General features: G+C 59.8%; 14 protein-coding genes. All 14 read left to right on the top strand.

Going from position 1 to position 23408, the window contains the following annotated elements:
* The first annotated feature begins 91 nt into the window (after window positions 1-91).
* The 14 genes from PMX72_RS03265 (at window position 92) to PMX72_RS03200 (ending at window position 22652) form a co-directional block, all read left to right on the top strand.
* On the top strand, window positions 92-1867 hold the full coding sequence (locus tag PMX72_RS03265) for an ABC transporter ATP-binding protein (protein ID WP_416378024.1): 1776 nt from the start codon (window positions 92-94) through the stop codon (window positions 1865-1867).
* A complete protein-coding gene (locus PMX72_RS03260; protein ID WP_271729079.1) occupies window positions 1860-3758 on the top strand; it encodes an ABC transporter ATP-binding protein in 1899 nt (632 codons plus the stop codon). Before PMX72_RS03265 ends, PMX72_RS03260 begins: the two co-directional genes overlap by 8 nt.
* Before the next feature lie 215 nt (window positions 3759-3973).
* Complete coding sequence (locus PMX72_RS03255) at window positions 3974-5011, top strand: hypothetical protein (RefSeq protein WP_271729081.1); 1038 nt, start codon at window positions 3974-3976, stop codon at window positions 5009-5011.
* Window positions 5012-5246: 235 nt separating this feature from the next.
* Window positions 5247-6302 (top strand): GTP 3',8-cyclase MoaA, encoded by a 1056-nt coding sequence (gene moaA / locus PMX72_RS03250; RefSeq protein WP_271729083.1) that lies wholly within the window; start codon window positions 5247-5249, stop codon window positions 6300-6302.
* Between the two features lie 4 nt (window positions 6303-6306).
* Window positions 6307-7617 (top strand): molybdopterin-guanine dinucleotide biosynthesis protein B, encoded by a 1311-nt coding sequence (gene mobB / locus PMX72_RS10290; protein ID WP_271729086.1) that lies wholly within the window; start codon window positions 6307-6309, stop codon window positions 7615-7617.
* A 128-nt stretch (window positions 7618-7745) separates the two neighbouring features.
* Window positions 7746-8330 (top strand): histidine phosphatase family protein, encoded by a 585-nt coding sequence (locus PMX72_RS03240; RefSeq protein ID WP_118266213.1) that lies wholly within the window; start codon window positions 7746-7748, stop codon window positions 8328-8330.
* A gap of 248 nt (window positions 8331-8578) precedes the next feature.
* Window positions 8579-9424: a PRD domain-containing protein gene (locus PMX72_RS03235; RefSeq protein ID WP_118266215.1), complete on the top strand. Its 846-nt coding sequence runs from the start codon at window positions 8579-8581 to the stop codon at window positions 9422-9424.
* Window positions 9425-9542: 118 nt separating this feature from the next.
* On the top strand, window positions 9543-10982 hold the full coding sequence (locus PMX72_RS03230; protein ID WP_271746134.1) for a PTS transporter subunit EIIC: 1440 nt from the start codon (window positions 9543-9545) through the stop codon (window positions 10980-10982).
* A gap of 357 nt (window positions 10983-11339) precedes the next feature.
* Window positions 11340-12788 (top strand): glycoside hydrolase family 1 protein, encoded by a 1449-nt coding sequence (locus tag PMX72_RS03225; protein ID WP_118266219.1) that lies wholly within the window; start codon window positions 11340-11342, stop codon window positions 12786-12788.
* A 236-nt stretch (window positions 12789-13024) separates the two neighbouring features.
* Window positions 13025-14305, top strand: coding sequence for an MFS transporter (locus tag PMX72_RS03220; protein WP_158567772.1), 1281 nt, complete (start codon window positions 13025-13027; stop codon window positions 14303-14305).
* A gap of 211 nt (window positions 14306-14516) precedes the next feature.
* Window positions 14517-15338: an HAD family hydrolase gene (locus PMX72_RS03215; protein WP_118266222.1), complete on the top strand. Its 822-nt coding sequence runs from the start codon at window positions 14517-14519 to the stop codon at window positions 15336-15338.
* A 506-nt stretch (window positions 15339-15844) separates the two neighbouring features.
* Window positions 15845-19123, top strand: a complete 3279-nt coding sequence (locus PMX72_RS03210) for a SpaA isopeptide-forming pilin-related protein (protein WP_118266224.1) — start codon at window positions 15845-15847, stop codon at window positions 19121-19123.
* Complete coding sequence (locus PMX72_RS03205) at window positions 19116-20786, top strand: SpaA isopeptide-forming pilin-related protein (RefSeq protein WP_158567773.1); 1671 nt, start codon at window positions 19116-19118, stop codon at window positions 20784-20786. The genes PMX72_RS03210 and PMX72_RS03205 overlap by 8 nt, the downstream gene beginning before the upstream one ends.
* Window positions 20787-20900: 114 nt before the next feature.
* Entirely contained in the window at window positions 20901-22652 is a 1752-nt protein-coding gene (locus PMX72_RS03200; RefSeq protein ID WP_158567774.1) for a SpaA isopeptide-forming pilin-related protein, read from the top strand.
* The last annotated feature ends 756 nt before the right edge of the window (window positions 22653-23408 follow it).

The following is a 23408-nucleotide window of genomic DNA, read 5'->3' as shown; positions in this document are numbered from 1 at the left end:
GGGTTTGCGAACAACGTTTGATGGGGGATGAATCTGCGTGCGCAATCTCAAGATTTTGTTTTCCTATCTGGGGGCATACCGCCGCGATGCCATGCTCGGCGTGCTCTTTGTGACGGCCGAGACGGCGCTCGAGCTGTTTATCCCGGTCATCATGGCAAATATCATCGATGTAGGCGTGCCCGCGGGCGACATCAACTACATGCTGTTGCAGGGCGCGTATATGTTGGCATGCGCCGCATGTTCGCTGGTACTTGGCTTGGGCTATGCACGCACGTCTGCTCGCGTCGCCTCAGGCCTCGGCGCTAACCTGCGCGAGGCCGAGTATCGCAAGATCCAGACGCTCGCCTTTGGCAATCTGGACAACTACGACGCCAGCTCGCTTGTCACACGCATGACCACCGACATCACCGTGATTCAAAACGCCGTAGGTAACGGCTTCCGCCCCATGGTGCGCGGTCCCGTGACGCTCATCGTCGGCTTGGTCTATGCGTTGGTGCTGTCGCGTCCGCTCGCCACCGTTTTCGCGATCATCCTGCCGGTGTTGGCGATCGTACTGGGCGTTATCACCTATCGCGTCAGTCCGCTCTACCGCCAGTTGCAGACCTCGATGGACCATCTCAACGGCGTGGTGCAGGAGGACCTCACCGCCGTGCGCGCCGTCAAGGCGTACGTGCGCGCCGAGCACGAGGAGGCCAAGTTCGATGCCGTCAATACCGAGCTTGCGCGCACCGCGACGAAGACCTTTGGCAACGCTGTGCTCAACTTGCCGGTGTTTCAGCTGTCGATGTACGTGGCGGCGCTTTCCATTCTGTGGATCGGCGGTCGCATGATTCTTGCCGGCGAGCTCGGCGTGGGCTCGCTCACGGGCTTCATGAGCTATGTGCTGCTGATCATGAACTCGCTCATGATGATTTCCAACGTGTTTTTGCTGCTCACGCGCGCACTTGCCAGCGTGGAGCGCATCTCGCGGGTGCTCGACGAGCGTTCGCTTATCCAGGCGCCCGACGCTGCCACTGCCGTGCACGGGGTGGCCGACGGAAGCATCGAGTTTCGCGACGTGTCGTTTAAGTACCGCGAGGATGCAGCCGAGGATGTGCTCGAACATATCGACCTTCGCATCGAGAGCGGCTCGACGGTGGGCATCCTCGGCGGCACGGGCTCGGGCAAGAGCTCGCTTGTGCAGCTGATCGCGCGCCTGTACGACGCCACCGAAGGCGCCGTGCTCGTGGGCGGGCGCGATGTGCGCGATTACGACCTGGCCGCCTTGCGCGACGCCGTGGGCATCGTGCTACAAAAGAACGTGCTGTTTACGGGTACCGTGCGCGAGAACCTGCAGTGGGGCGCGCCCGATGCCACCGACGAGGAGCTGCTGCGTGCCTGCCGGGCGGCATGCGTGGACGAGTTCCTAGATCGCATCGGCGGACTCGACGGCTATCTGGGCCAGGGCGGTGCCGGCGTCTCGGGCGGACAAAAACAGCGTCTGTGCATCGCGCGTACGTTGCTCAAGCATCCGCGTGTGCTCATCTTTGACGATTCGACCAGCGCGGTCGATATGGCGACCGACGCCAAGATCCGCGAGCATATCGCGCAGATTCCCGATACAACCGTGATTGTCATTGCGCAGCGCATCGCGAGCGTCATGGATGCCGATCGCATTATTGTGCTGGACGACGGACGTGTCCACGGCGTGGGCACGCATGAGGATCTGCTGGCGGGCGACGCCATTTATCAGGAGATTTATGCCTCGCAGATGGAGTTTGCGGGGGATGCGGACGCCGGTGACGGCCGCGACGATGGCTGCGCGAATGATCCGTTTTCCTCCGTCCCCAGCGGATTGACCTTGGAAGGGGGTGAGCGCCATGCCTAAGACATCCGCTCAGGCCCGTCCCACCAATCTGACGCAGACGCTTCGCCGCTTGCTCTCCTACATGGGTCACGCCAAGTTCTCGCTGCTCGCAGTTGGTGTGCTTGCCTCTGTGGCCGCCATCGCAAGCCTTGCCGGCACCTACATGGTACGTCCCATCGTCAACGGTTTGGCAACGGGCGGTGAGGAACTGCTTGCCAGGCAGGTCATCTTTACTGCCGCCATCTACGCCGCGGGCGTGCTTTCGGCTCTGGGCTACTCGCAGATCATGGTGCGCGCGGCCCAGCGCGTGGTGTCCGATATCCGCCGCGACCTGTTTGCCCACATTCAGACGCTGCCGCTCAGTTATTTCGACGGCACACGCTCGGGCGACATCATGAGCTTCTTTACCAACGACGTCGACACCGTCTCCGAGGCGCTCAACAACAGTTTTGCCAACGTGATTCAGGCGAGCATCCAGATGGTCGGTACCACGGCTATGCTCATCATTCTCAACTGGCAGCTCACGATTATCACGCTCGTGTGCGACGCGGCCATTGTGCTGTACGCGCGCTACTCGGGCATGCGTTCCAAGCGCTTTTTTGCCGCTCAGCAGGCGTCGCTGGGCGATTTGGACGGATACGTCGAGGAGATGGTCTCGGGCCAAAAGGTCATCAAGGTCTTTAATCACGAGCAGGCCAACGTGGCCGGTTTTGACGTGCGCAACCAAGAGCTGCGCCGCACCGGTGGTGCCGCGCAGGCCTACGCCAACTCGATGGTTCCCATGACCGTGGTGATCGGCTATGCCAACTACGCCATCGTTGCCGTGGCGGGCGGCATACTCTGCATCAAGGGGCTCGCCGACGTAGGCGCGCTTGCAAGCTACCTGGTCTTTGTACGCCAGGCCGCCATGCCCATCAACCAGTTTACGCAGCTGGGCAACTTTTTGCTCAACGCGTTGGCCGGCGCCGAGCGCCTGTTTGCCGCCATGGACCTTAAGCCCGAGGTTGACGAGGGCTGCGTGGAGCTGGTGCAGACGGGCGACGCCGCGTGGGCGTGGAAGATTCCCGAGGGCCAGGGCGTGGGCGCGTACGGGCACCTGCATGACGTGGCAGCCGTTGATGAGTCGGGCCGTGCGGTGGCTGCCGACGGTACCGAGCTTGTTTGCGGCTTGGTCCCGCTTGCCGGCGACGTGCGCTTCCATGCCGTGGACTTTTCCTACGTGCCGGGCACCCGTGTGCTCACGGACCTCAACCTGTTTGCCAAGCCGGGGCAAAAGATCGCGTTTGTGGGCTCGACGGGCGCCGGAAAGACGACCATCACCAACCTCATCAATCGCTTTTACGAGGTCGATGACGGCGAGATCACGTACGACGGCATCGACGTCAAGCACATTGCCAAGGCCAGCCTGCGCGGATCGCTCGGCATTGTGCTGCAGGACACGCACCTGTTTAGCGGCACCATCGCGCAGAACATCCGCTTTGGCAAGCTCGACGCGACCGACGAGGAGGTGCGCGCCGCCGCCGAGGCCGCCTGCGCGGATTCGTTTATCCGCCGCCTGCCTAGAGGCTACGATACGCCGGTCACGGCCGATGGCGCCAACCTGTCGCAGGGCCAGCGCCAGCTGCTCGCCATCGCGCGCGTTGCCGTCGCCGACCCGCCGGTGCTCATCCTGGACGAGGCCACGAGCTCCATCGATACGCGTACCGAAAAGCTCATCGAGCGCGGTATGGACCGCATCATGCGCGGCCGCACCACGTTTATGATCGCGCACCGCCTGTCCACCGTCCGCGACGCCGACGCCATCATGGTCCTCGAACACGGCCGCATCATCGAGCGCGGCACGCACGAAGAGCTGCTCGCCCAGCACGGCGAGTACTGGCAGCTGGCACATGGCTTAAAAGAGCTGGATTAACCCGTTCGAGCACGATGCTTTGACCCCTCCGTGCCCCTCACCTCGCCTCAAACCATCACAACATTCGACGTTTTTTGCCAAAAACGGGAAAAGCATCGAATGTTGCGATGGTTTTTCTACCACTCGATCGGGCGGAATCGCTTTCTTGCGCACGAAGGTGTGCGGACCCGTGGGCAGGGGAATAAGGTTGGTTATCCGACTCCATTGGAGGGCTCATGGACCTGCCGATCGTCCTGTCCCATAAGACTGCCTGGCTGTACCACAACGTGGCGCGCCCGTCCGAGCCGCTCTCGCGAGCAAGCAGCCTATACGATGAGGACTCGCTTGCTAACGAGGCGGAGCCGACCGCGAGCCTGCCCAAATTGGGACTCGATGCCAAGGGGCTGAGGGCTTCAACGGCAGTTGGGATCGTTACCGACTATCTGGTTTCGCTTGGTATTCCACGAGAAGAGCTCGATCATATCGACACGCTCGTCAACTTCGATTTTGAGCGCTCGACGCCGGCTGGATTTAGGTGCCACGTGTTTGGGGCGCCGGTGCCTCCAGGCCATCTTATCGAGGTGGCGGAGGGCCTTCTGGTGGTTGATGAGGCCATGTGCTTTGTCCAAGCGGGTTCGTGGATGAGCGAGCCCGAGCAGTTGGAATATGGGTATGAAATCTGCGCCCGATACCATTTGAATCATCTGTCGACAGGCGATTATATCGAGATGGGGCAGAGGTATGCCGTTGCCGATTTGATTGCCTATTGCAATGAGAACCGATCTCGTCAGGGGGCTATACGCGCGGTCGCTGTGCTCAAGCGCGTGCACGATGGCGCGCGGTCGCCCATGGAGACGGCCACCGCAATCATGGTCGTAGCAAAACGTTCCCAGGGCGGGCTAGGATACGTCAAGATCGAGCTCAACCATCGGGTCGATGTCCCCAACGAGTTCAAGTATCTCGCTAAGGCCGGGTATTTCGAGATCGACGTATATGCGCCCGCGAGCGGTACGGGGATTGAATACAACGGCTCGGACCATCTTGATAAACAGCGCAGCGCGTCGGACGCGGAGCGTATGACCGTGCTGAGCGCGCTGGGCTTTAGGATGATCGTCCTCACCGGGACTCAGTTTGCCCACCAGCTGCAATTGCACAGGGCGATGAACGCCATCGCACTCGCTATGGGGCTTAAGTGCGACCGAAGCGAAGCGTTCCAGAAACGTCAAAACGACCTGCGAGAATTCGTGATTCGACACTGGGACGGCGGCCTTTAGGGGCGTTTTGGTCCTTCTACGGGGCGCTGCGGGCAGGCAGACCATCACAACATTCGACGCTTTTCCTCAAAATCGAAAAAAGCATCGAATGTTGTGATGGTTTGTATGCTGAGGATGGGCTTGGAAAGTCCGTTTTGCTCAAAGCGACCTGTCCTGTCGTACGGGTGTCGGCATGATTCTCTCGTGGGGTATTATGTTTTCCGAAGAATAAAACGCCGCGTGAGGGGAGGGCTGCGTGGACGGGCACGTGCAACATGACGGTTTTGGCCGCGATATCAACTACCTGCGCATTGCCGTTACCGACAAGTGCAATTTTCGCTGCATTTACTGCATGCCGGCCGATGGCGTGGCACCCCGCGCACACGACGAGCTGCTCAGCGCCGAGGAAATCGCCCGCTTTGTGCGCTTGGTGGCGGGGGAGGGCATTCGCCGCGTGCGCCTGACGGGCGGCGAGCCGCTGGTCAGCCGTCGTATCATTCCGCTTATTCGCGACATCCGCGCGATTCCGCAGATCGAGGACATCTCGCTTACCACCAATGGCGCCCTGCTGCCCAAGCTGGCGCCGCAGCTCAAAGACGCGGGGCTTAACCGCGTCAACATCTCGCTCGACACGCTCGACCCTACGCTCTTTGGAAAGATCACGCGCCTGGGTCGACTCGAGCAGACCATGGCTGGCATCGACGCGGCGCTGGCTTGGGGCTTTGAGCCCGTTAAGGTCAACTGCGTTGTCGTGCGCCGACTCAACCAAGATGTGGCGGCCCTCGCGCGGCTGACCGTCGACCGCCCCATCCACCTGCGCTTTATCGAATACATGCCCATTGGCGACGAACACACGAGCTCGCATTGCGCTGTGGACCCGCATGCGCCCGCGCTCAATCCCGAGTTGTGGGATGCGAGCGACACCGTGCCGAGCGACGAGCTGCGGACGCGCATCAATGCCGGGGCCGCCGCGGCGGGACTGGGCGAGCTCGAGCCGCTCGACATCAACGACGCTCCTGCCGGCGCGGGTCCTGCGCGGTACTGGCACTTTCCGGGCGCGGCGGGAACGGTTGGCTTTATTAGCGCCATGTCCAACCATTTTTGTGCGAATTGCAACCGTCTGCGCCTGACGGCCGATGGCAACGTGCGTCCGTGCCTGTTCAGCGATGCCGAGTATTCGGTGCGTGAGGCGCTGCGCCGTGGTGATGATATGCAGGTACTTTCGATTTGGCGCGATGCTGTGGCCCACAAACCGCAGGAACACGCGATAATTGAGGGCACGCAACGATTTATGTCCCAAATCGGAGGATGATCATATGGCCAAGAGCAGGTACGCCGATGCCACCAAGGCCGCTCGCAGGGCCGCGATGTCTGCCCACAAAGTCACGGCTGCGGCGAATGCTGGCAACGCCGACGCGTCCGCGCAGCCGACTGCCGGTGCTGCCACCGAGCCCGCCCGCGACGCCCGTCGCGACGAGCTTACGCACGTGGACGCCAAGGGCGAGGTGCGCATGGTCGACGTGTCCGACAAGGCCGAGACCCATCGCATTGCCATCGCCGAGGGCACCATCCTCATGCATCCCGAGACGCAGGCCATGGTGCTGCAGGACCGCGCCAAAAAGGGCGACGTGCTTGCCTGCGCGCGCGTGGCGGGCATTATGGCCATCAAACGCACGAGCGACATCATTCCCATGTGCCATCCGCTGCTCATTACTAAGAGCAAGTGCGACATTGCGCCCATCGCTGCGGCGGGGACGCCGGCCGATGACGTGCCCGAGGGCTGGGCACCGGCGCGCGCAGACGGGCAGGTTGGCTTTCACGTACTGGTTACGGCCGGCGTGACGGGCAAGACGGGTATCGAGATGGAGGCCCTGACCGGCGCGAGCGCTGCGTGCCTAACGATCTATGACATGTGCAAGGCGGTCGATCGTGGCATGGAGATCGTCGACGTGCGCCTGCTGCACAAGGAGGGCGGCCGCTCGGGCGTGTGGGATCGTGCCGAGCGTCAGGCCGCTGCTGCTGAGGCCGTGGCCGCTGACGGTGCCGCGCCCGCGAGCGCACCCGTCGCCGTCGCACCCGCAGCTCCGACACCGGCCGTCCCCGCGATCGCGTTTATCGGCTACCAAAACTCGGGCAAGACCACGCTCGTCGAGAAGGTCATTGCCGAGCTCACTCGCCGCGGCCTTCGCGTGGGTTCGCTCAAGCATCATGGGCATCATGGCTTTGATATCGATGTGCCCGCTAAGGATACGTGGCGCCATCACCAAGCCGGATCCAAGCACGTGGGCCTCATCTGCGCCACGCGCTGGGCGGAGTACGCCGACACGCGCGAGGAGGACGAGATGCCCGCGCGCGAGCTGCTGTCGCGCTACAACGATGTCGACGTGGTGATCATCGAGGGCTACAAGACCGAGGGCTTCGACAACATCGTGGTCGCGCGCTCGGGTGTCGACCGTCTGCGCGGCAAGAGCTCACTCGACCTGGTCGATGGCCACACGCTGGCCCTTGCCTGCAACGAGGCACTGGCACGTCAGGCCTTCGACGCCGGCTTTGCGACCCGAGCCATCAACATCAACGACGCCCGAGCCATCTGCGATCTCATCCAAGATCATCTCGGTAGACTTTAGGGACATCAGCCAAAACCACCACAAAGGGGCCAGGCACCTTTGTGGTGGTTTTTGCCAAAGAGGCTTTGACTTAAACCTACCTCAAGGTGCAATAATCGCTGACAAACGATTGCGATTACGGAGGTCTCATGCCAAAACTGTACTTTATGCGTCACGGTCAAACGCTCTTTAACTTGCTTCGTCGCAAGCAGGGCTGGTGTGACTCGCCGCTTACCGAGCTGGGAATCGAGCAGGCTAAAACTGTCGGCGCGACCCTGCGAGAGCGTGGCCTTGCGTTCGACTATGCGTACAGTTCCACCTCCGAGCGTGCGTGCGACACGCTTGAGCTTGCGTTTCCTGATCAGCCTTACGAGCGCGTCAAGGGCCTTAAGGAGTGGAACTTTGGCAAGTTTGAGGGCGCGAGCGAGGATTTGAATCCGCGCCTGCCGTACGGCGATTTTTACAAGCAGTATGACGGCGAGGGCGAAGACGAGTTTCGCGAGCGCATCATGGCGACCATCACCGAGCTCATGCAGCGCCCTGGGCATGAGAGCGTGTTATGCGTGAGCCATGGCGCCGCAGCGGCTCAGGTTATGCGCGGCGTGGGCGTGGAGCCGCTCAAGATGAAGAACCGCATCGGCAACTGCTGCGTGCTCGAACTCGACTTTAATCCTGCCACCAGCACATTCGCTCTCGCAGATCTGTACAACCCCTACGGCACCCCGCGCGAGTAGCATCGGGGCATCAGCCAAAACCACCGCAAAGGGGCCAGACTCCTTTGCGGTGGTTTTGCCGTTTACGGGCGATTTCCTACCGTTCGGCGGACTTTCGCGCCAATGGGGCTTACGCCGCATGCAAGTTTCATCCTACAATTGCCCACATGCTCACAAGTTTGTTACTCCTTGGGAGGCATCACTTGCGCATAATAGAAGACGAGGAATATCGCCCCGTCGTCTAGCGCCGATGTCCGAGGAGTTTTTTCATGCTCATTTTAAAGAAGATCAACAATAACGTTGCTCTTGCCGCCAGCGATGACGGCCGAGAGGTTGTTGTCTTTGGCAAGGGCATCGGTTTCCACGAGATGCCCTACGAGCTTGCCGATGAGTCCCTCATCCAGCGCAAATTCTATAACGTTCCCGAGAGCCTGCAGGATATGGTCGGCACCCTTCCCGACGATGTGCTGCTCGCGGCAAGCGACATTGCCTGCTTCGCGTCGCAGCAGCTTGGCTGCAAGCTATCCGGTGGCCTGCCCTTTATCCTGGCTGATCACCTGCAGTTTGCCGTCCAGCGCGACGACGACCAGCTCAGCGCTCCCAACCCGCTCGAGCACGAGGTAGCCTTCATCTACCCGCGCGAGCTCGAGATCGGCCAGGCCGCGCTCGCCATCGTGCAAAAGCGCACCGGCGCCAAGCTGGGTCAGAACGAGGCCACGAGCATCGCGCTCCACATCGTTAACGCCGAGGTCGACGGCATGGGCCGCGCCAAGGATATGGACTTCATCATGAAGAGCACCCGCGTGCTCGACGAGGTGACTCATTCCGTGGAAAAGCAGCTCGGCTGCTCGCTCGACACGGCATCGTATAGTTACATCCGCTTTCTTGCGCACCTGCGCTTTTTGGTTCGCCGCCTCGTTAAGGGCAAGTGCACGCAGACCGAGAACTCCTCGCTGTTTATGCAGGCCGCCCGCGATTTTCCCGAGGCTTACCAGTGCGCGTACGCCATCAACCGCGTGTTCGAGAAAGAGTTCAAGCAGAGCTGTTCGGACGAGGAACTCTTGTATCTGATGATGCATATCAACCGTCTGCGATCGGCTTCGCAGACCGAATGAGTAAAGCCGCCAGCCTGGCGGCAATCGCAACAATTCTTTTTGGTTTCTAACTGCGGGCAAGGTACCGGCTCGCGGTAGGGGATATTTTTGTCGAAATTTGGAAAAGAGAGGACAGATCATGGCAGGTAAATACGACGATCTTGCTGCCCAGATCGTAGAGCTGGTTGGCGGCAAGTCCAACGTCAAATGCGTCGCACACTGCATTACCCGTGTTCGTTTTAAGCTCAAGGACGAGTCGAAGGCCAATGACGAGGCAATCTCTCAGCTGCCCAACGTCATCAAGGTCATGCGCGCCAACGGCCAGTACCAGGTTGTTGTGGGCAACATCGTCGAGGACGTCTACGATGCCGTCCTCAAGGCCGGCGGTTTTAGCGACGGCGGCGCCGTCGACGCCGATGACGACGAGGCCGCTCCCAAGAGCGCTACCGATGTGATCATCGACCTCATCTCGGGCATCTTCGCCCCCATGCTCGGCACCTTCGCCGCTGCCGGTATCATGAAGGGCCTGCTGGCGCTCGCTACCTTCCTGGTCCCGAGCTTTGCCAACGACGGCGCCTACACGCTGCTCTACACCGTCGCTGACGGCATGTTCTACTTCCTGCCCGTGGTGCTTGGCTTTACCGCGGCCAAGAAGTTCAAGATGAGCGAGTTCAACGGCATGGCCATTGCCTTTGCGCTTGTGTACCCCACCATGGTTGCCCTGACCTCGGGTGAGGTCGTCGGCTCCGTCGAGCTCGGCTTTGCCGGTACCTTCTCTTGGTACACCACGTTCCTGGGCCTGCCGCTCATCATGCCTGCCTCGGGTTACACCAGCTCCGTTATCCCCATCCTGCTCATGGTTTGGTTTGGCTCCACCCTCGAGCACTGGGTTAAGAAGTGGATGCCCGCTTCTATGAAGATGTTCTTCACCCCGCTGATCGTCGTCAGCGTCACCGTTACCCTTGGCTACCTGGTCATTGGCCCTATCGCCACGCTCATCACCAACCTGCTCGGTGAGTTCTTCGCACTGCTGTTTGGCCTGCCCATGATCGGCTCCCTCTTGGGCTGCACCCTCGTCGGTGCCTTCTGGATGTGCCTGGTCATCTTTGGCTTCCACTGGTCGCTCGTGCCCATCGCGCTGGTCAACCTGTCCACTCTGGGCCACGACTACATCCTGGGCTCCGTTATCGCCCACTCCTTCTCGCTGGGCGCCGTGCTCTTTGCCATGTACCTCAAGAACAAGGACGAGAAGTTCCGCGGCATCGCCCTGCCTGCCATGATCTCCGCCTTCTTCTTTGGTGTCACCGAGCCCGCTATCTACGGTGTCGCCCTGCCCGATAAGAAGGCCTTCATCAACGCCAGCATCGGTTCTGCCGTGGGCGGCCTCATCATCGGTATCTCCGGCGCCGTGGTGTACATGTCCGGTGGTCTGGGCGTCTTCAACTGGCTGTCCTTCATCGATCCCTCCGGTGTTAACGGCATCAACCACATGATCTGGGCTATCGTTGCCTCGCTCGTGGGTGCCGCCGTGGGCTTTGCGATCGAGTTCGTCACCTACAAGCCCGAGGCTGCCAAGTAGCCCAAACGACAAAGACTCGGTACCAGGCCGGCGGGGGAGCGCCCCGCCGGCTTTTTTCAAATGGACGAGGGGTCCCGCACAGGCGTCGATAGAGGCCTCGCCACGAAACTGGCCTATCTACTACCTTTTAACGGTAGGGGCCAACCATACGGCGGTTTACCAAAAATCGCCAAGCCGTCTACCTGCGGTTTTATTTTTGACAATTGCGGCGTGGTCGGGGGTTCACGACTAAACGTAGTAGATGGGCCGGTTTCGTGGCGGCCGACTCAACGCGAACCCCGATCGGGACGCAAATTACCTTGCGGACGCCGTCCCAGCGTCCGTGGAACCCTCCCAACACGTACGAAAGGAGCCAACATGGCTTTTCCCGATGGATTTCTGTGGGGCGGCGCCACTGCCGCCAATCAGTGCGAAGGCGGATACAACGAGGACGGCAAGGGCCTCGGTGTTCCCGACATCATGACCGGCGGCACGGTCTCCGAGCCACGCCACATTACCGATGGCATTCTGCCCCAGTACCACTATCCCAGCCACGAGGCCGTGGACATGTACCATCATTATCTCGACGACATCAAGCTTTTTGGCGAGATGGGCTTTAAGTGCTACCGTATGTCCATCAACTGGAGCCGTATCTTCCCCAACGGCGACGAGGCCGAGCCCAACCAGGCCGGCATCGAGTTCTACCGCCGCGTGTTCCAGGCCTGTCAGGAGCAGGGCATCGAGCCCATGGTCACCCTCAGCCACTACGAGCTGCCCTATGGCCTGTCCAAAAACTACGGCGGCTGGAAGAACCCCAAGCTCATCGATTTCTACCTCAACTACGCTCGCACCGTCATGACCGAGTACAAGGGGCTGGTGCGCTACTGGCTCACCTTTAACGAGATCAATTGCCTGCTCATGGGCGGCTTTGGCGGGGTGATGGGCGGCGGCATGGTGCCCGAGGCAACTGACACGCCCATGGCCTTTGGCAACTGCGACTGGGACGATCCGCAGGCGCGCTTCGACGCTCTGCACCATCAGTTCCTGGCAAGCGCCAAGTGCGTCACCATGGGTCATCAGGTCGATCCCCAGAACAAGATCGGCTGCATGATCGCCGGCAACGCCTGCTACCCGCATACGTGCAATCCGGCTGACGTCCTGGCGGCGCAAAAGCAGCAGCGCGAGATGAACTTCTACTGCGGCGACGTGCAGGTGCGCGGTGCGTATCCCTCGTGGGCGCCCAGCGTGTGGCGCCGCGAAGGCGCGCGCGTGGAGGTCTCGCCCGAGGATGCCGCCACGCTGGCCGCCGGCAAGGTCGACTTCTATAGCTTTAGCTACTACATGAGCGCCACGGCCACGGCCGACCCGGTGCTGCTGGAGCAGGGCAACATCTTTGGTGGCGCCGGCAACGAGTACCTCAAGAAGAGCGATTGGGGTTGGGCGATCGACCCCGAGGGCCTGCGCTACTACCTGGAGGAGGTCTACGACCGCTACCAGGTGCCGCTGATGATTGTCGAGAACGGCCTGGGCGCGGTGGACGAGGTCGAGGCGGACGGTTCGATTCACGACAGCTACCGCATCGATTACCTGCGCGAGCATATCAAGCAGATGGAGATTGCCATCGAGGACGGCGTGGACCTGATGGGCTACACCATGTGGGGCTGCATCGATTTGGTGAGCGCCTCGACCGGCGAGATGAAGAAGCGCTACGGCTTTATCTACGTCGACAAGGACAACGACGGCAACGGCACGCTCGCCCGCAGCCGCAAGGACAGCTTCTTCTGGTACAAGAAGGTCATCGAGTCCAACGGCGCTGACCTGGCCTAGCCAAGTCTCAACCAGCGTAAACGTCGCAACCACCACAAAGGGGCCAAGCACCTTTGTGGTGGTTTTTGCTTTGGTAGATGTGTGTGACATGCCTTACAATCTACCAAGTAGTTCATGACGGGCGAAAAACGGAGAGAAGGGTCCTGATGTGTCCTTAATGTTTCATGCGGATAGATTGATTCGATAGACGGTGGCGAATGCCCACCGCCCGTATTCGTATGAAACAAGGAGTCTCCATGCTCGCATCTCTTCTCTCAAAACCTCAACCTTCGCTGTCCGCGCAGGCTAAACGCCTGGTGGCTATGCGCTTTCTCATTTACACCGGGTTTCAGACCAGTTATTTTATCGGCGTCATCGGAACGCTTACCTATGCGGACGATGCCTCGGTCGTCGCGACATCGCTGGCGGTCCTGTTTATGAACGTCTTTGTGATCCTGGGATCCTTTGCGGGTGGCGCTGCGCTTGACGCATGGGGTCCGCGCCGCCATTTCTTGCTGAGCATCATCGGCGCGCTCGCAACTGGCACGGCAATCATCGCCTTTGGTAGCGCGACCGGCGTCGTCCTGCTCGGCGCGGTGTTTCTAGGCTTTACGATGGGATTCGCCCAGCCCATTGCTACATCCTATCCGGCCTACCTCACCGATGATCCCGTCGAGCTCAAAGACATCAACTCCGCCATCGCCATGTTCTCAAATGTGAGTATCATCGTTGGCCCCACGCTGGGCGGCTTTGTCGCGGCGGCTGCGTCGTCGCGCGCGGTGTTCGTGCTCATGATGCTCTTTACTGTGCTGGCGTTCGTCGTCGGTTGGGGCTTTAGGCCGCAGACCAGCCATGTCGCCGGGGATGCGGATGCCGATTCGGCAGAGGAAGGGGAACGTGCGGGACAAAGCTCCAACCCCAGCACGTCCGCCCGCGCCACCTTCGCAGCCAGCATCAAGACGGTCTTTACCAACAGCGTCCTCACCCTGCTGTTTTGCATCATTTTTCTTTCGAACTTTGGCTACGGAGCCTTCGATCCGCTCGAGTCGTTTTTCTATCGCGATGTTCTGCATGTTGGCGTTGAGTGGATGGGCTGGCTCTCGTCGGCCTGCGGTGTCGGCGCGGTGCTGGGCGCCATGGTCGCGCTCCGGATGCCGCCGCACTTGGTAAACCTAAAAACGCTGCTCGTGGCGCTCATGTCCGTGGGCCTGGGAAGCCTGCTCTATGTGGGGACACCGTACGTGGGCGTGGCCCTCGTCGGCCAGATCGCCCTGGGCATAGCTTGGGGTGTCGTCAACCCGCTCCACAACACCATTGTGCAAACGACGGCTCCGCTCGAGCAGCTCGGTCGCGTGAACTCGGTCATGGGCTTTGGCAATATGTTTGCCGGCGTGGCGCCGCTGGCGATTGCCCCGTGGCTGGCGGCGACATTTGGCGTGCAGCAGACGCTCGTAGGGGCGGGCATGGTCGTGACGGCGGTTCCCGCGGCGTTGCTGCTGTTTGGACGCCGGCATCTGGATCGTGCCGCAAAGCGGTAAGAAACCATCACAACATTCGATGAAAATCGCGATTTTGCCGAAAAACATCGAATGTTGTGATGGTTTGGCCCGCAAACGTCACTTCCACCGCAAAGGGGCCAGGCACCTTTGTGGTGGTTTTTGCTTTGACGGGCCGCGCCTGTGCCTTGGTATACCATGTACGCCGTTCACGAATACACCCCACACCGCCGCACATCCCAGAAAGGCCCCCATGGACACCACCTTCAGCCACATCAAAGCCGTGTTCTGCGATATCGACGGCACGCTGCTCACGAGCCGGCACACGGTGTCCCCGCGCACCGTGGCGGCGATCCGCGCCCTGCGCGAGCGCGGCGTGCTCTTTGGCCTGTGCACCGGGCGCGACGCCCACGCGACCGAGGCCATGTACGAGCTCTGGGGCATCGAAGGCCTGGTGGATGTGCTCGTGGGCTGCGGTGGCGCCGAGGTCATCGACCGCGCACACGACATCAACGAGCTGAGCTATCCGCTGCCGGGCGAGACCATCGCGCGCATCTGCAAGCACATGGCGGACCTTCCGGCAACGCCCGTCTGCCCCCGAGACGGCGTGTTCTACGTGCCCGAGAGCAACGCGTGCGTCGAGCACCTGTCGCGCGTCGATGGCGTGCCCTACCAGGTGGTCGATTTTGCCGAGTTTTTGCGCGAGCCGCAGCCCAAGGTGATGTTTACCATGGCGCCCGAGGTAATGCCGCGGGTGATTGAGCGGGCGTCGACGTTTGCCGATAACACTGTTAAGGCGGCGGCTCTGCAAACCACGCAGCGGCTCTACGAGTTCATGGATCCGCGCGTGTCCAAGACGCGCGGCCTTGTGCGCGTGGCGGAGCTCAACGGCATGGAGCTCCAGGACATCTGCGTGTTTGGCGATGCCGATAACGACACCTGCATGGTGGCTGACGCCGGCGTGGGCGTGGCCATGGCAAACGGCAGCGCCGCCACCCGCGCCGCCGCCGATTTTGTAACCGCCAGCAACGACAAAGACGGCATCGCGATCTTTATCGAGGAACATCTGCTGTAGCGCTGGGGGAGAACCACCGCAGAAGGGGGCAGGCTCTTTTGCGGTGGCCTCAGGCGATTTGGGCGAATTGATACCTAAAATCTGTGGGAAAATTCAAATATTGTTGTCTGAACATCATACTTCTAACCACCGATGGGTTTAAGATATTCTCATCAATTTGGCAGGATATTCATCACGGTTAATGACCTACCGCTCACGGTCGATTTTCGACCGTTCACAGGATGTTTGCTCTTGAGCAAAATGTTGTGCAAATAAATCTAATGCCATTAAAAAATAATACGCAACTAAATTACCAGCAGAAACAAAAAATAGATAGCGAATAAACGAAGGCAAATCCGAGCAATTGTCAAGAGAATTGAGAACTCACTACAAAACTATCGGTTTTATTTGCTCAGATGTTTAAACAATCGTTATAATTGCATTACTAAACGAGCGCAATTACAGATTGCGCAGATACGTTTGATGGTGAAAGAGCAAGATCGCGGTCTCTTGGGGAGGAGACATCGATGAAAGCGAATTCGGACAAATCTAAGCAGAGTAATAAAGCGACGCGCCGTGTACTGGCAGGCGTTTTGTGCGGAGCCTCCGTTTTGAGCCTGGTACTGTCGCTCGTTATGCCCCCGATCTCGCAGGCCATCGCCAGCGACACCCAGACGGTTTCTACCGAGGAAACTGTAATGGGGGGGGGTTCCTCAAGTGAGTCCGCTGCTGTAGATAACACCAGCGAGGATGCCGAAAACCAGAATAGCGACGAGACCAATGGCGGCGAGGCTGGCTCTTCAAATAGTGCTGAGCAGGCTCAGAGTGCGAATGCGGCTTCAGCGAGAGCGACGGCCACCGTGGAGAAGGGAATTTATGTTCCCACGTCTATCGGTATCGGTACGAATATCGATGTCTCCACCCCCGATCCCGGCGTGGCCACCTACGTCGGCCGCGACATGTACATCGGTGGTAAGCCGAGCGACACTAGTAATCTTGATGCGAAGAACGCCCCCACCGGCTCATATGCCGCTGAGGCGGAGGGCCTTACCTTGGTCCGTGGCAAGCTTGCCATGAATCCAGTCAAAGAGAGCTGGCCCTATCAATCAATTGGTGCTGGTTTCCGCTTTGGCACCGTTGGTTTTGGTTCCCAGTTCCGTCCTGTCGCCGGCAGCACCGTGCTTGCGGTGGCCGGAATTAAAAGTGCGATCACCAAGATGAGCGTTGGTTATAGCGGCGACTCGCCGGAGACGACTACCGTTGGCGCTTGGAAGAAAGGCGCTTGGGTCGGACGGCAGAAATCTTCTGAGGGCGCGACTCCTTCCGGCTTTGCCTACACTGCGCAGATCGCAGGCCCCATCACATACTGGCGCGATAACAATGAACGCCAATCCGTGGTGACAACGCAGGGTAATTGGTACGAGGGCATGAACTCTCAGGAAAGCAACCTGTTCAATCAAACTGTTGATTTGACTAATGTCAACAATAACGATTATTCGAGCTACAACGGTGAAGATGGGTACCTCTCGAAGCTATCGAAACAGCTCAACTCGTTTGCAAATACCGGCACGCTCGAGGTTGGTTTCGCGAGCAATCACAACAACTACGTAATCAACAAGTACGACAAGACGGATTGTAATTATGGCCTGGTGTTTGATGAGTCGTATAAGACCATATATTCGGACTGCGCCGATACGTCGCTCAATGGTAAGAAATTCAAGAATAGCGAGCGTCTTATCACGTTTAAGGGCGACAACACCTCTATGCAGCAGGTGTTCACCATCGATGCTTCTCAGCTGAGCAATACATACAACAACGAGTATTATCGTGGCGTTGATTTCGCATTCGAGGGCATTCCCAAGGGCGCCTCGGTTGTTGTGAACGTTACCGGATCTTCGAATATTGAGTTTCACAATGGCTGGCGCTTTTGGTGGAACGGTACCGAGATTTCGCGTGGTTACGAAACTCAATATTCCGGCAAGGAGCTGGGCGAGGCATACGCGACGGCTTCCCAGTCCATCATGTGGAACTTTGTCGATACGCAAAGCCTTACCATTCGAGGCGGCATCGCGGGAGAAAACCGCGCGGACTGGGGATACGGCGGCACAGCCACCGGTGCCAAGTGGACTGACGACGATCCTGCGGCGGCTATGATCGGATCGATTCTCGTTCCCAACGGAAGTTTCGACGACCATGTGACTACCAACGGCCGCGTTTATGTGGGCGTCGATTTCTCAATGAACAGCCCGAAGGTTGCCGCAGCATTTGGTGAGGGTAACTCGGCTTCCGTCATCGATATGGATCAGGAGCGTCACAACTTCCCGTGGTCTGGGTCGTATACGCCCGACGGCTCCGCCGTTGCGTGGAGCAAGGTCGATGCGGCGAACGGCAACACGTCGCTTCCTGGTTCCTCGTGGGCTATCTATGGTTCTGTCGAGAATGCTGTCGCGGGCAAGGACGCTATCGTGACGGTGACTGACGGTGGCGCAAATGATTACGCTTCGGGTGATGGCAAGCTTCAGTTCAACTATCTGAACCAGAAGGCAAACATCGGCAATTCCAACGATACCAACTACTTCACGTATTACATCAAAGAGGAGACGGCGCCGGCTGGCTACCAGAAGTCAGACACCATCTACTATGCCACTATGAACAATACTGGCGAGAAGCCGAACTACGTTCAGGGTTACGTGGATGAGAACGGCAAAAATGTTCCGTTCGAGAATAACCCCACGGGTGCCATTCCCAACGCCAGGATCACCGGTACGGTGTCTTGGACCAAGGTGGCGGAGGACGACACAAAACACACTCCTTTGCCTGGTTCTGAGTGGAAGCTCACCAAGAAAAAGGACGCCGATGGTACGGCCGACCAGTCCTGGACCGTGATCGACCGGGAGAGCGACCAGTCGACTTCGAGCGATACCACGTGGGCAGACACCGACACCGCGCCTGGCAAGTTCACGCTCGAGGGTCTGCTGCCGGGTACGTACACGCTTGTTGAGACCCAGGCTCCGTTTGGCTACAACTTGAACACCACGGTTTATGAGTTCACGGTGTCCAACGAGGACGGTTCCGTCACGTGGACCGAGGGAAAGAGCCCGACGATTGACGGGAACAACGTCTACATTTCCGACGCCCTTACCACTACGTCCGTGAAGATCCCGGTGACCAAATCTGTTCGCAATACGGACTGGCCGAAGGGCGATAAAGACAAATATGTGCCGTTCGAGTTCAGCATCGAGGCTACGGGGGCAAATAAGGATAGCGCACCTAAGCTTGATCCGACGACTATTTCCGTCGCTCCCGCAGCGGGCTCCACCAAGGTCAACGACATCGTGGCATCCTTTGGCGGTATCTCGTTCTCCAAAAAGTACCTCGCCAAGATCGACGATTCGAACCCGACTGGCGCCAAGACCTACACCTACACGGTGAAGGAGGTCGCGCCTACCACCGGTGCCATCGACAAGCTTCGCTACTCCAAGGCCGAGTACCAGGTGGCCGTCACGGTGAAGGCCGTCATGGATGAGACCACTGGCAAGTACTCCGGCCTCACCACCTCCACCACGGTCACGCAGGTGAAGGACGACATGGGCAACACCGTGAGTAACACCATCGGCAAGGACGCCGCGCCCAACGCCATTCCCGCCTCCACCTTCACCAACACCTACTCCACCACTCTGCCCCTTTCTGGTATGTCGGGCGTCACTCTGACGTACCTTGCCGGCGCGGCGGTGCTTTGCGCTGCTGCGGCCTGGATGCACATTCGTCGCAAGGCGAATGCGAAGGGAGGTAAGCGTCGTGAATAAGAAAGTTTGCTCCTTCCCGATCTTGTTTGCGCTGCTTGCCCTCCTGATCGGCACCTGCGCGGTTGTGTTCCCCGCTTCCGCGCAGGCCGCGCCGACCTCGACCGGTTCCATCACGGTGAGCGGCACCGTGGCGAGCAGCTACGGCGCCTACCAGATCTTTAGCGCCAACGTCGTCGACGGCGACAGCGACGCCAAGATCGCCACCGACCTCACCTGGGCAAGCGACGCCGCGCGCGACGCCGCGCTGCCCGTGCTGCACAGCGCCGGCATGCCCAATTCCCAGACCACCGCGCAGGAAGCTGCCGAGTGGCTCAACACCGATTCCCACCTTACGAGCGCGCTGAGCGCACAGCTCGCTCGTTCCCTCCAGAGCTCTGGCGCCGTGTTCGTGGCCCTTAACGCGGGCACGGCGGCCGAGCTGCCCTGTGGCTACTGGCTCATCGTCGCCGACGACGACGCCATCGCCCAGGGCGAGGCCGGCACCGCGCCGATCATGGCCCTGGTCGGCGGCGCCGCCGTCACCGTCAAGCCCAAGGCGGCGACGCCCAAGGTCCAAAAGCACGTGCTGGAGGACAGCACCGCCGCCTGGGGCAAGGCCGCCGACGCCACGGTCGGCGACGACCTGTACTGGCGCCTCTCGGCCACGGTCCCGGCGGGGCTCACCGCCTACGACACCTACACGGTGCAGTTCGTCGACACCATGGGCGCGGGGCTCGACCCCTCCAAGGTGGCCGCGAGCATGCGCGTGTACGCGGCGGCGGGCACGGACGGCGGCTTCGACGCCGTCTCGGTCGGTAAGGACGACCGTGTCGGCACCGAGCCCGCGAAGGGCTGGACCGATATCACGGCCCAGTGCGCCACCAAGGTAGCGGCGGACGGTAAGACTTTCACCGTGCGCACCGGCGACCTGATCGCCTCGCTCGGCGGGGCCGACGCCTTCACTGCGGGCGCCCGCGTGGTTGCCGTGTACGACGCACCGCTCGCCGCCGGCTGCAACCACGGCATCGCGAAGGGCAACCCCAACGAGGTCTACCTGCGCTACCCGCGCTCTCCCTTTGCCGACCAGTCCGGCGACGCCGGCTTCACCCACACGCCGAGCGACGATGCGTGCGCCTACACCTGGGATCTCGCGCTCACCAAGCGCGGCAGTGACGGCGACAAGCCGCTTGCCGGGGCGGTCCTGAGCATCGCTGACGATCGCGACCGCACGCTAGCGGCCGACGGCACGTGGGATGCAGAGGGCAAGGCCACCGTCACCACGGGCGAGGACGGCCGCGTGACCGTCTCGGGCGTGGACTCGGGCAAGCTGGAGGTCCGCGAGCTCAAGGCGCCCAAGGGCTACACCGCCTTTGAGGGCACGCGCTCCGTGACGGTCAAGGCCGAGGGGCTGGACGTCGACCAGGTGGCCGCCGCCAAGCCCAAGCTCACCATCACGGCCGAGTCGCCCCTGCGCGCCGACAGCGCGGACGGGTCGACGGGTAGCCTGGAGGCGTCGCTCATTAACACGCCCACCGGCACACCCCCTAGCATTACCACCGGAGGCTTTATGCCCTCGACTGGCGATATGGCAATGTACGCCGCGGCCGCCGCAGCGGTCGCCGGAGCCGCGCTCATCGTGGTCGCGCTCCTGGTCAAGCGGGGAGGTGGCAGCCATAAAGAGTAGCTGGCAGCCCCACAGAGAGCGGGGCGAGACGTAGCGAAGCAGATGCTAAGACACAGACAGATGATGACCGATCGAATGAGAATCAAACGGAAAACGGAGGAAAAGAAGATGAGCATGAACAAGAACATTGCACGCCTGGCAGTGACAGCAGGCCTCACGGCGGCGTTGAGCTTCGGCGGCGTCATGGCCCCGGTGACCATGGCGTTTGCTGAGGGTGTGCCAACGGTGGCTACGGAGAAGGGCAAGGTGTTTATCACTGACCCTGGCACTGCTGAATATGCCGACACATCTTTCAAGGGCATCCAGATTTTCAAGGCGACGGTCACACAGAATAAGGATGAGGGCGTTTGGACTGGCGACAAGACACTTTCCGACATTGCTTGGGCAAACGATTCCGTAATGAGGGCAGTGACTACGGCGTTCGATACTGATGAGCCCAAGCCTGCTGGTTTCCCAACCGACGCAGACGCTAAATCTCCTCAGGCGTGGGCCCAGTTCATCAAAAAACACGGGAACGATAAAGATGGTAATAACGTCAATGCCGGAAGCGTGCTCGACAAGATCGCTGCCGCACTTGAGGACTCGAATCTAACCTGGGCAAAACCGAGCGGTTCCAACAAGGGTAACTTTGAGAGTCTGGACCAAGGCTACTGGCTTTTCGTGACCGATGTGCCCAGTAAGACCGGCAATACTGACGTGTACACTTCGCCGATTTTCACCATTGTCGGTGGCTCTGACGTTAATGTAGCCCCCAAGAAGAGCGTCCCCAACGTGACCAAGGCCGTCAAGGACGACGCGACGGATGCCACGTTTAATAAGTCCGCCGACTCCCGCATGGATCAGCCTATCAAGTACCAGCTTGCCGGTACAGTTGCGAGCAACATCAACACCTACAGCACCTATGCGTATTTATTTACGGATAATCTGCCTGGCTCCATGACGGTTAAGTGCGACGAGGACGGCTCGCCGATCGTCGATGTCAAGATTGATGGCAAGACCGTCAAGGCTGATCCTGCATCCGGCTACACAAAAAGCTATTCGGGCGGCGTACTCACCGTTAGCTTTGTAGACCTCAAGTCCTGCGTTGATGAAAAAAATAATGCAATTAGCGTTAACGGTTCGTCTAATGTGACGGTTGAATACGAGGCAAAACTCGACTCTACCAAGATCTTTGATGATAAGGGTAAGATTAAAGATGCTTTCCAGGGTTTGGTTGGCAAACCCCAGAAAAATACGGTTACGCTGACCTATTCTAACAACCCGCACGGCAATGGAATCGGCACCACGGTTGAGCACTCTGCTTATGACTACACCTATGGCATCGATGTCACCAAGGTGGGCTCCGATGATGAAAATAAGGGGCTCGCGGGCGTTGAGTTCACGCTGCAGGAGCAGGGCGATGATGGTAACTATATCAAGGCGGATGGTACCAAGACGCCTGATAGCGAGCAGGCCAAGCTGACGACCGACGCAAGCGGCAAGATCAACGTTGTTGGTCTTGATGAGGGTACTTACGTCCTTACGGAGGTCAAGCCGGCGCCTGGATATAACAACTCCCACAGCGCTGGCATCACGTTCACCATTACTCGCGGGGCGCTTCCGGCAGACGATACGACTGTTGTTAACCCGGGCTGCACTCTTGCTAATGGTACTGATGAGAATCTCGTCAAGGTGGCTCAAACTAATACCGAGGCTGCTGACGGCAAGGTACACCTCACTGTCACCGACCAGCAGGGCTCCGGCCTTCCCCTCACCGGCCTCAACGGTGTGACCTTCACCTGGATCGCTGGTGGCGCGGTGCTGTGCATCGGCGTGGCGCACCTCATCCGCAGCCGTAAGCAGGCTGAGGAGTCCGAGCAGGAGTAACGCTCGCTCACCCATCCCTTTGGCAGGTGGGATGTGATGGCCATGAGACTTGCGGACACTTTTCTCGTCCATCGACGTTCTTGCTTTGCCATTCTCTTTTCGGGGCAGACTCCGCACTGGAGTCTGCCCCGATTTTTTGGGATAACGCAGTCAGCCTCCATCGTCCGATGCGGGCACGTTCGTCATCGCGTTTCTTGACTCGTATGAGGTTCGGTTTAAGGTCCGTAGGCGCACGCGCGGTGCGGACGGTAGAAGGCATTTGCGCCGCAACAAGCGCAAATAAGAATGCCCGGGGTTAGAGGCCCGGGCATTTAACAACACCGGAAACTGCTCGCTCGCGCTTTCGAACACTTACGCGGGGCGTGTCGTTTCCTGTAACGATTGTATCCCGAATCGCCCCGCCGATTCGGGACATTTGAAAACGCAAACACGTCGGGCAAACCCGGACAATGCGGCCAGGCTCCGCTGGGCGAGGAGCCGTGTGTGTAACTATCGAACAAATGTTTGTCAAAATCGCGTTTACCAGCCGTGGGTGCATGCGCTCGCAGTAAAATGGCCTTGCGACGCATCCCGTGCGCGGGCGGCCGACGACTCGATCGGAGGTCCCCAAATGCTGAAATTCCTTAACGCGCTCGCCGCCCTCGCGGCGGTGGGCTCGTTCATCATCGCGTTTCTTGACTCGTATGAGGTTCGGTTTAAGGTCCGTAGGCGCACGCGCGGTGCGGACGGTAGAAGGCATTTGCGCCGAAAGCGCAA

This window comes from Collinsella aerofaciens, from assembly GCF_028207065.1.
GTDB classification, from domain to species: Bacteria; Actinomycetota; Coriobacteriia; order Coriobacteriales; family Coriobacteriaceae; genus Collinsella; species Collinsella aerofaciens_AR.
This window is presented reverse-complemented; position numbering and strand designations above follow the sequence as displayed.